Source organism: Microvirga sp. P4_G7 (assembly GCF_056401005.1).
The window spans coordinates 1-9,498 of the sequence record NZ_JBFUKD010000070.1 but is presented as its reverse complement, the minus strand read 5'-3'; the positions used below and the strand labels follow the sequence as shown (position 1 = coordinate 9,498).

At 63.2% G+C, this 9,498-nt stretch carries 9 protein-coding genes; 5 read left to right on the top strand and 4 right to left on the bottom strand.

The genetic code is table 11. The features are described from left to right. A partial coding sequence (locus AC1DT3_RS05670; protein ID WP_477464272.1) for an FAD-dependent monooxygenase occupies window positions 1-1,025 on the top strand: 1,025 nt, incomplete at its 5' end. Here the strand turns inward: AC1DT3_RS05670 and moaB are convergent. From moaB to AC1DT3_RS05655, 3 genes are all read right to left on the bottom strand, one after another. Next, complete coding sequence (gene moaB / locus AC1DT3_RS05665) at window positions 1,011-1,565, bottom strand: molybdenum cofactor biosynthesis protein B (protein WP_477464271.1); 555 nt, start codon at window positions 1,563-1,565, stop codon at window positions 1,011-1,013. The genes AC1DT3_RS05670 and moaB overlap by 15 nt on opposite strands. Before the next feature lie 72 nt (window positions 1,566-1,637). After that, window positions 1,638-2,513 carry a KPN_02809 family neutral zinc metallopeptidase gene (gene ypfJ / locus AC1DT3_RS05660; protein WP_477464270.1) on the bottom strand — a complete coding sequence of 292 codons (876 nt, stop codon included), beginning with the start codon at window positions 2,511-2,513 and terminating at the stop codon, window positions 1,638-1,640. Window positions 2,514-2,633: 120 nt separating this feature from the next. After that, window positions 2,634-3,476, bottom strand: coding sequence for a uracil-DNA glycosylase (locus tag AC1DT3_RS05655; RefSeq protein ID WP_477464273.1), 843 nt, complete (start codon window positions 3,474-3,476; stop codon window positions 2,634-2,636). A gap of 180 nt (window positions 3,477-3,656) precedes the next feature. Here AC1DT3_RS05655 and AC1DT3_RS05650 point away from each other — a divergent pair, with 180 nt between their 5' ends. The 3 genes from AC1DT3_RS05650 (at window position 3,657) to AC1DT3_RS05640 (ending at window position 8,162) form a co-directional block, all read left to right on the top strand. Next, window positions 3,657-5,318, top strand: coding sequence for an electron transfer flavoprotein-ubiquinone oxidoreductase (locus tag AC1DT3_RS05650; protein ID WP_477464269.1), 1,662 nt, complete (start codon window positions 3,657-3,659; stop codon window positions 5,316-5,318). Window positions 5,319-5,475: 157 nt separating this feature from the next. Further along, complete coding sequence (locus tag AC1DT3_RS05645; RefSeq protein ID WP_477464268.1) at window positions 5,476-7,248, top strand: tetratricopeptide repeat protein; 1,773 nt, start codon at window positions 5,476-5,478, stop codon at window positions 7,246-7,248. 41 nt (window positions 7,249-7,289) lie between these two features. Beyond that, on the top strand, window positions 7,290-8,162 hold the full coding sequence (locus tag AC1DT3_RS05640; protein WP_477464267.1) for a 4-(cytidine 5'-diphospho)-2-C-methyl-D-erythritol kinase: 873 nt from the start codon (window positions 7,290-7,292) through the stop codon (window positions 8,160-8,162). 38 nt (window positions 8,163-8,200) lie between these two features. On the opposite strand, the gene AC1DT3_RS05635 is transcribed toward AC1DT3_RS05640, so the two are convergent. Next, a complete protein-coding gene (locus tag AC1DT3_RS05635; RefSeq protein ID WP_477464266.1) occupies window positions 8,201-9,220 on the bottom strand; it encodes a polyprenyl synthetase family protein in 1,020 nt (339 codons plus the stop codon). A 58-nt stretch (window positions 9,221-9,278) separates the two neighbouring features. Here AC1DT3_RS05635 and AC1DT3_RS05630 point away from each other — a divergent pair. Next, the coding region (locus AC1DT3_RS05630) for a putative signal transducing protein (RefSeq protein ID WP_477464265.1) at window positions 9,279-9,498 on the top strand (220 nt) is incomplete at its 3' end.

The window sequence follows — 9,498 nt, the reverse complement described above, 5'->3', positions numbered from 1 at the left end:
GTCTCGATATCGGCTTCGAGGGTGGTACCTACGAACAAAGCTTCTTCGTCGCGGACGTGCGCGCCAGCGGCGAAGCGGCTGGCGGCGGCGTGAACATGTGTCTCAATGCGAAGGATTTCTGCCTTGTGCTGCCGGTGCGAAGCACGGGGATGCATCGCTTGATCGGCGTCATCCCGGAAGCACTACGAGGCGAGGAGGCCATCACGTTCGACGATATTCGCCCGACCGTCGAAACGCTGTTCGGCATCACGGTCGAGAAGGTCAATTGGTATTCGAGCTACCGTGTCCATCACCGTGTCGCCAAAAATTTCGGCGGTGGACGCGTCTTTATCGCGGGCGATGCCGGCCATATCCATTCGCCGGCCGGCGGACAGGGCATGAATACCGGCATCGGCGACGCGGTGAATCTGTCCTGGAAGCTCGCCGAAGTCTTGCAGGGACGCGCGGATGCGTCGCTCCTCGAATCCTACGAGCCCGAGCGCATCGCCTTTGCGCGCGCGCTCGTGTCGAGCACCGACAAGGCGTTCCAGGCAATGGTCGATCGCAAGATCGGGGGCCGCGTCTTTCGCAGCTTCTTCCTGCCCGACGTCGTTCCCTGGGCCTTGCGGTTCACCGCCATGCAGCGCTTGATGTTCAAGCTCATCTCGCAGATCCGCATCACATACCGGGGTTCGCCGATCAGCATCGGCCGCGCCGGCGCCGTGGAGGGAGGCGATCGCCTGCCGTGGGTCTCCGACGGTGACCATGACAATTTCGAACCGCTCAATGCGCTCGACTGGCAGATTCACGTCTACGGCGAAGCGGACGTGAAACTCCGAGAGACGGCTGTCGAACGCGGTCTTGCGCTACACGTGTTTTCCTGGAGCGAGGTTGCGGACAAGGCCGGCCTTGTGAAGGACGCGCTCTATCTCATCCGTCCAGACGGCCATGTGGGCCTCGCCAATGCGGGGCAGGATATCGAAGCGCTGGAGATCTATCTCAACGCGCACGGCTTGAAGGGCAGCCGACTTTCAACCGCCCTGTAGTTTGCTGCGCTTCAGATGCTCGTCAAGCCGCGGCATGATCTCGACGAAGTTGCACGGCCGATGGCGATAGTCGAGCTGTCCCGCGAGGATGCCGTCCCAAGCGTCCTTGCAGGCGCCCGGCGATCCGGGCAGAACGAAAATGAACGTTGTCCCCGCAAGTCCCGCCGTCGCGCGCGATTGGATCGTCGCGGTGCCGATCTTGTCGTACGAGATGCGGTGAAACACGGCGGAGAAACCGTCCATTCGCTTGTCGAAAAGCGGCTCGATCGCGTCGGGCGTCACATCGCGCCCGGTAAAGCCGGTGCCACCCGTCGTGATGACGACGTCGATTGCGGGATCGGCGATCCAGCCCTCGACCTTTGTGCGGATCGCATCGAGATCGTCCGTCACGATGGCGCGGTCGCCGAGCGTGTGGCCCGCGGCCATCAAACGATCGCTCAAGAGCGTTCCGGAACGATCGTCATCGAGAAGGCGCGTGTCGGACACCGTGAGCACGGCGATCGTGAGAGGCACGAAAGGAAGAGCAGTATCGAGCGACATGGATCACGCCTGCAATGACAAGATCGGCAGGGTCGGACGCGACGCGCAGAATTGCAAGTCGCGATATCCGTTCTAGATCCGGCTCGCCCTGAACGTGTCGCATGCTTGAACCTGGCCGGTCTTCAATCCCGTCATCAGCCAGCGGGCGCGCTGCTCGGATGAGCCGTGGGTGAAGGAATCCGGGACGACCGTGCCTTGCGACTGGCGTTGCAGGCGATCATCGCCGATGGCTTGCGCCGCAGCGATGGCTTGTTCCACGTCGCCCTGCTCGATGGCGTTCCATTTCTGCTGGGAATGGTGCGCCCAGACGCCCGCGAGGCAGTCGGCCATCAACTCGACGCGAACGGAGATCTGGTTGGCCTCCGGTTGCCCGACCTCCCGCTGCCGCGTTTGCGCGCGCGACAGGATGCCGAGCTGATTTTCCACGTGGTGACCGATCTCGTGAGCGATCACGTAGGCGTAGGCGAAATCACCGCCGGCACGGAAGCGGGTCTTCATGTCCTGGAAGAACGACAGGTCGAGATAGACGGTCTGGTCCGTGGGGCAGTAGAACGGCCCCATGGCCGATTGGGCGAACCCGCAGCCCGATCGCGTCGCGCCTGAGAAGAGAACGAGTTTGGGTGCCTGATACGGTCGGTTGGCCTGTTGCGGCAGGACCTCTTTCCAGACGTCCTCGGTATTGCCCAGGATGGCGGCGGCAAAGCGGCCCGCTTCGTCTTGGGGCGCACCTTCTCGTCCTTGTTGTTGCTGCTGCTGATAGCCGGAACTCGTGCCCTGGTTGAGCATTTCGGCGCCGCCGATCAGAATTCTCGGATCGATCCCGAGCGCCCATCCGACGAGCCCGAGAATGACGATCGTGCCGATCCCGAGCCCGCCCCGACCGCCGGGTATCGGCAGGCCGCGTCGGTCTTCCACGTTCGACGAAGTTCGGAAGTCATCCCAGCGCATGATTGGTCCACTCAGAAACGTGCCACACGGCAAGCTATCAAGTCCGCAGGACGAGGCGAAGTTCCTGCCGTGCTTGACGCAAATGGGTTAATCGGATCGGTCTTCAAGGTGAGCAAACGCCTACGCGGGCGTCTCCGTCTCCGGCGCTCCGTCGAGGGCGCGGCGCAGAGCGAGGAAATCCCGCCATCCGAGACGCTTCTGCAATGGCTGGCGCAGGAGATAGGCCGGATGGAGCGTCGCCAGGGCGCGGATGTTGCTGCCGCCCTCCGTGGCGTAGCTGAACCAGCGGCCGCGCGTTCTCAGGATCCCGTCCTTCAGGTTCAGAAGGTTCTGCGCCGCCGGCCCGCCGAGACAGACGAGCACGTCCGGCTTGGCGAGTTCGATCTGCCTGGCGATGAACGGCATGCAGATCGCGATCTCCTGTGGCGTCGGCGTTCGATTGCCGGGCGGGCGCCAGGGCACGACGTTGGCGATGTAGACTTGGGTACGGTCGAGGCCGATTGCGGCGAGCATTCTGTCGAGCAACTGACCCGAACGGCCCATGAAGGGCTTGCCAATCCGATCCTCGTCGGCGCCAGGGGCTTCGCCCACCAGCATCACACGCCCCTCGGGATTGCCGTCGGCAAAAACCAGGTTCTTGGCGCTGAACTTCAGGGAACATCCCTCGAAGGCCGCCAGAATGGTTTCGAGTTCGGTCAGGGACTGGGCGTGACGCGCCTGCTCGCGAGCGAGGAGTGCTGCGTCTTCCGGCGCAACCGCGGCTTGCGGCAGGGCGCGCAGGGGAGCCGCCGCCGGTGGCGGGGACGGAGCAGGCTCGCGCTCCTCGCGCAGGGCGCGTGGCGCTGGCGGCGCCTCGGCGAACCGATCATGCGGCTCCTCGTCGAGCGCGAGGTCGATTCCCGCTTCGACATAGAAGTCGAGGATCGCCTCCAGGGCGGCTCTATCGTGGACGTCTTCGGCCATCATGCACTTCCTTAAGCGGGTTGACCGCCGTGGACAACGGCCGAAAATCCTCTTGCCGCGCCCGGCGATTTCCTGAATGGAAGATTTCCAGCTTGACTTGAGGCTCGCCCGCGAACGCTTAGATCAATCGTTTACATGTGAACGGTTTGTCCGAAGCCCGGTATCGTATCAGGAGACGTCATGGATCTGCCCGCCCGAGAATCGATGGAATTCGATGTGGTCATCGTCGGGGGCGGCCCGGCGGGTTTGGCGACAGCCATCAGGCTGAAGCAAACCGCTGCTGAAAAAGGTGGAGACGTGTCTGTCGTGGTGGTCGAGAAGGGATCGGAGGTGGGCGCCCACATCCTGTCCGGCGCGGTGATCGATCCGATCGGCCTCGACGCGCTCCTGCCCGAGTGGCGTTCGGATCCTGACCGCCCGCTCCATACCCAGGTCGTCAAGGACGAGTTCCTCTATCTCGGGCCTGCGGGCGGCATGCGCCTGCCGAACATGTTCATGCCCAAGCTCATGAACAACCACGGCAATTTCGTCGGCTCGCTCGGCAACGTGGCGCGCTATCTCGGACGCAAGGCGGAAGAACTCGGCGTCGAGATCTATCCGGGCTTCCCGGCCGCCGAAGTCCTTATCGAAGACGGCAAAGTCGCCGGCATTGCCACCGGAGACATGGGCATCGGTCGTGAAGGGGAGCCGAACGCGAGTTTCACACGGGGCATGGAGCTGCGGGCCAAGTATACGGTCTTCGCCGAAGGGGCCCGGGGTTCGCTGACGAAGCAGATGGTCGATCGCTTCAGTCTCAATGCCACGAGCGACCACCAGAAATACGGGATCGGCATCAAGGAGCTCTGGCAGGTCAAGCCCGAGCACCATCAGGCGGGCCTGGTGCGCCACACCATGGGCTGGCCTCTTCCGAACGATTCGGGCGGCGGGTCGTGGCTCTACCATTTCGACGACAATCTGGTTTCCGTCGGATTCGTCGTGCACCTCAACTATAAAAATCCGACCCTCTCCCCGTTCGACGAATTCCAGCGCTTCAAAACCCACCCGATGATCCGGGACGTCTTCGAAGGCGCGAAGCGGATCGGCTATGGCGCGCGCGCCATCATGGAAGGCGGCTGGCAATCGGTCCCGCGCCTCACCTTCCCGGGCGGATGCCTGGTGGGTGACGCGGCGGGCTTCGTCAACGTGCCCCGCATCAAGGGCAGCCACAACGCCGTTTTGTCCGGCATGTTGTGCGCCGATCATCTTTTCGAAGCGCTCCAGGCCGGGCGGGTCAACGACGACGTCTCGTCCTACGACGACGCGTGGCGTTCCTCGCCCATCGGCCAGGATCTCAAGCGCGTGCGCAACGTGAAGCCCCTATGGTCGAAATATGGCACGGCGATCGGCGTCGGGCTCGGCGGCCTCGACATGTGGCTGAACCAGATCTTCGGCATGTCCCCTTTCGGCACTCTGAGGCACGGCAAGGCTGATCACGAGACTCTGAAGCCGCTGTCAGAGGTCAAGAAGATCACCTATCCCAAGCCGGACGGCGTTCTGACCTTCGACAAGCTGTCCTCGGTGTTCCTGTCGAACACCAACCATGAAGAGGATCAGCCGCCCCATTTGCAGGTGAAGGACGAGGACCTGCAGAAGCGGTCCGAGCACGATGTCTTCGGCGGACCGTCCCAGCTCTATTGCCCGGCCGGCGTCTACGAATGGGTCGGAGAGGGCGCGGACCTGCGCTACCAGATCAATGCGCAGAATTGCGTCCACTGCAAAACCTGCGACATCAAAGACCCCAACCAGAACATCAACTGGGTCACGCCGGAGGGCGGGGGTGGGCCGAATTACGTGAATATGTAAGGATTTGAGGGGCRTCCGGCCGCGGCCGGGGCTCCTCGCAGAAAGATTACCGCAGCGCGGCAACGACGCCCTTGCCGACGCGAACGGGAACCGCCATTCTCCGGCCTGAATTGGCGGGCATCCCACAAGGGTGTCGCGATGATTGGAGCCGCCCTTCGTGCCAAATGTAAAATCGACCCTGGTCCGCCAGGGCCTGTCTGCCCTTGTGCTGTCGTTGAGCCTGACGGCCGGCCCGGCTTTTGCCACCAATAGCGATCCGAACGAGGTTATTCAGCCTGCGGCCACGCTGGAGGGCAATTTCCTCGCCGCGTATGTCGCCGGCATGGCGCGCGATACCGACGCAGCCACGGTGTTCTACAGGCACGCGGTCGAGGCCGATCCGCGAAACCAGGAATTGCTCGAGCGCGCCTTCGTGGCGTTCCTCGCCAACGGCTCCATGACCGACACGTTCCGCGCGGCCGAACGTCTCGTCGCGCGCAACAAGGACAATGGCCTGGCGCAGTTCACGCTCGGCGTGCGGTCCATGAAGGCGCGCAAATATGCGCAGGCCCGGGCGAGCTTGAACGAAGGCGGACGCGGTCGACAGGCCGACGTGACCGCAACGCTCCTGTCCGCATGGGCTCAGGCCGGCGCCGGCAACGGAAAAGCCGCCCTTGCGACAGTCGATCGCCTGAAGAACGAACAGGCCTTCAATCAGTTTCGCGAATACCACGCGGCGCTGATCGCACAGCTCACCGGCAACGACGCGGAAGCCGAGAAGCGTTTCAAGGCGGCGTATGAAGGCGGCCGCAACACGCTGCAGATCGTCGACGCCTACGCCCGTTTCGAATCCTCGCGTGGCCGCAAGGACCAGGCGCTCGCCATCTATCAGGCGTTCGAAGAAGCACTGCCGCGCCATCCGATCGTGCGCGCCTCGGTCGATGCGATCAAGGCCGGCAAGCCCCTGAAGCCGCTGATCACCTCGGCGCAGGATGGCGCGGCCGAAGTGCTCTACGGCCTCGGCGTCGTCGGCAGCGGCCAGGGCGACGAGTTGACCGCGATCATCTATTTGCGGCTCGGCCTGTTCCTCAATCCCGATCACCCGCTCGCCCTCGTGACGCTCGGCGACCTCTACGAGAAGCTGAAGCAATACGATCGCGCAAACGAGGTTTTCGCGCGTGTTCCGAAGGATACGCCCGTGCGGCCGAGCGCGGATATCGCCATCGGTCAGAATCTCGAACTGCTCGGGCGCGGCGACGAATCCGTGAGCTATCTCCAAAATCTCATGAAGGAACGCCCTGAGGATGTCGAAGTCGTCATGGCGCTCGGCAACGTTCAGCGCTCGCGCAAGAAGTTCGCGGAAGCGGCCGAGACGTACGGGAAGGCGATCGAATTGATCGGCAAGCCGGATCGCGGCCACTGGATCCTGTACTTCTATCGCGGCTCGTCCTACGAGCGGGCCAAGCAATGGGTACAGAGCGAAGCCGATCTCAAGAAGGCGCTCGAACTCGTGCCGGACACGATGCCTTCCGCTAAGGCGCAGGTGCTGAACTACCTCGCCTATTCCTGGGTCGATCAGAGCACCAACATCGACGAAGCGTTCAAGATGCTGACCCAGGCCGCCGAACTTGCTCCGCGCGACGGCATGATCATCGATTCGCTGGGCTGGGCCTATTATCGCCTCGGCCGCTACAACGACGCGGTGCGCGAACTCGACAAGGCGATCGAACTGAAACCCGGCGATCCGGTCATCAACGATCACCTCGGCGATGCCTATTGGAAGGTCGGCCGCGAGAACGAGGCGCGGTTCCAGTGGAACCATGCCAAGGATTCCAACCCCGAACCGGAAGATCTCGAAAAGATCCTCAAGAAGATCGCCAACGGCTTGGATGCCGCTCCGTCCGAGGAGAAGGGGCCTCCCGCGACCGAGCCCAAGCCGAACGGCGGCTGAACGCTTTCAGAACCGCAGCGCGTCACGACAGAAAGTGCGGCATGTCCGGACCGCTCACCACGCGCGCTCCCGCGAAGATCAACCTGACGCTCCACGTGCTGGGGCGGCGGGCGGACGGGTATCACGAGCTCGAGAGTCTCGTTGCGTTTGCCAGCGTGGGTGACTCGCTGTCCCTTTCACCAAGCCCTTCGCTCGGCTTGACGGTGGATGGTCCGGCCGCGCCGATGGCCGGCAGCGACGCAAACAATCTCGTCATGAAGGCTGCGCGCAGCCTTTCTGATTTGCATGCGGGATTGCGCGTCGGCGTTTTCCATTTGACGAAGCGTCTTCCTGTCGCCGCGGGGATCGGCGGTGGCTCGTCCGACGCTGCGGGCGCATTGCGTCTTCTCGCGCGCCTCAACGGGATGTCGCTCGCGGATCCGCTGATCCGGGAAGCCGCACGCCTGACGGGCGCCGACGTTCCCGTGTGCCTCGAACCGCGTGCGCGCATGATGCGCGGGATCGGTGAAAACGTGTCGGCCGCATTGAGATTGCCGCCGCTTTTCGCAGTGCTGGTCAATCCACGCGTACCGGTCGAAACCCCGACCGTCTTCAAGGCGCTCGGGTTGCAGCCGGGGCAGGCGTTACCGGGTCTGACGCACCCCGACATCCGCGTGAATTGCGATCGCTCGATCGTGGCGCAACTGAAGCAGGCACGCAACGATCTCGAACCGCCGGCGCGCAGCGTGCAGCCCCTCATCACCGAGGCGCTTGCACTGTTGGCGGGCACCGATGGGTGCCGACTCGCGCGCATGTCCGGCTCTGGTGCGACCGTCTTCGGGTTGTACGACGATCGGGCGAAAGCCGACGAGGCAGCGAAGGCGATGAACTGCGCCAAGCCCGATTGGTGGACAACGGCGACGGTCCTGCGCTGAGCCTGTGAATTCCGTCGCGGAGCGTCTCGATGCTCCGCTCAATGCGCCCGCGCGATACAGAAATCGACGGTCTCCAACAGCGCCTGTTTCATTGGTCCGTTGGGGAACAGCGCCAGTGCATCACGCGCCATTGCGCCATAGTGCTTCGCGCGTTCGATGGTGTCTTCGAGCGCGCGGTGGCGACGCATGATGGAGACGGCATGATCGAGATCGGTGTCTTCGATCTCATTCTTTTCGAGAACACGTTTCCAGAACGCGCGTTCCTGGGCGTCGCCGCGGCGGAACGACAACACGACCGGCAAGGTGATCTTGCCTTCGCGCAGATCGTCGCCGACGTTCTTTCCGAGCGCGGCTGCCGTGCCGCCGTAGTCGAGCGCATCGTCGACGAGCTGGAACGCGATGCCGAGATTCATGCCGTAGGAACGGCACGCGGCGTGCTCCGCCTTGGGTCGATCGGCGAGGACCGGTCCGACTTCGCACGCGGCGGCGAACAATTCCGCCGTCTTCGCACGGATGACGGCGAGATATTCGTCTTCGGTGGTTTCCGTGTTCTTGGCGGCGGCGAGCTGCATCACCTCGCCCTCGGCGATCACCGAGGCGGCCGAGGAGAGAATATCGAGGGCGCGCAACGACCCGACCTCGACCATCATCTTGAAGGCCTGGCCAAGCAGAAAGTCGCCGACGAGCACGCTCGCCTCGTTGCCCCATTTGATCCGAGCAGCCACCTTGCCGCGGCGCATGTCGCTTTCGTCGACCACGTCGTCGTGGAGAAGAGTCGCGGTGTGCATGAACTCGACGCTGGCAGCGAGCTTGATATGGCCCTCGCCGCGATAGTCGACGAGCCCGGCGGTCGCGAGCGTCAGCATCGGCCGCAAGCGCTTGCCGCCGGAGGAAATCAGATGCGTCGCCACCTCGGGGATCATGGTGACATCCGATCCCGTACGCGACAAAATCATCGCATTGACGCGTTCCATGTCCGAGGACACAAGGGAAACGAGCTTTTCGATACCGGCATTCTTGTCGGAATGCTTTTCCTCGAAGGGAACGACGACGCCCACGCTGAAAACCCGGGTTGCCGACCGAAATGGCCGGTAGGAATATGGACCACACCGTGGCATGGCGGTTTCCGTGCTGCAACGCGAAAGCTTGCCGCAAGGGAGTAGCCTAACCCCGATGATCGAAATCGTCCGCACCAACGATCTCGTTACGATCGGCTTCCTACAATCCTTGTTGGAGAACGCCAACATCCCTGTGCTGGTGGCAGATCTGCATATCAGTGCCTTGGAGGGTATGATCGGCGCGTTTCCACGTCGAATCCTGGTGCCCGACGATTGGG

Excerpts from the sequence above, each read along its gene's own strand:
- AC1DT3_RS05650 (WP_477464269.1), top strand. The coding sequence starts at position 3,657 with ATGGATCTGCCCGCCCGAGAATCGATGGAATTCGATGTGGTCATCGTC.
- AC1DT3_RS05640 (WP_477464267.1), top strand. The coding sequence starts at position 7,290 with ATGTCCGGACCGCTCACCACGCGCGCTCCCGCGAAGATCAACCTGACG.
- AC1DT3_RS05655 (WP_477464273.1), bottom strand. The coding sequence starts at position 3,476 with ATGGCCGAAGACGTCCACGATAGAGCCGCCCTGGAGGCGATCCTCGAC.
- moaB (WP_477464271.1), bottom strand. The coding sequence starts at position 1,565 with ATGTCGCTCGATACTGCTCTTCCTTTCGTGCCTCTCACGATCGCCGTG.
- ypfJ (WP_477464270.1), bottom strand. The coding sequence starts at position 2,513 with ATGCGCTGGGATGACTTCCGAACTTCGTCGAACGTGGAAGACCGACGC.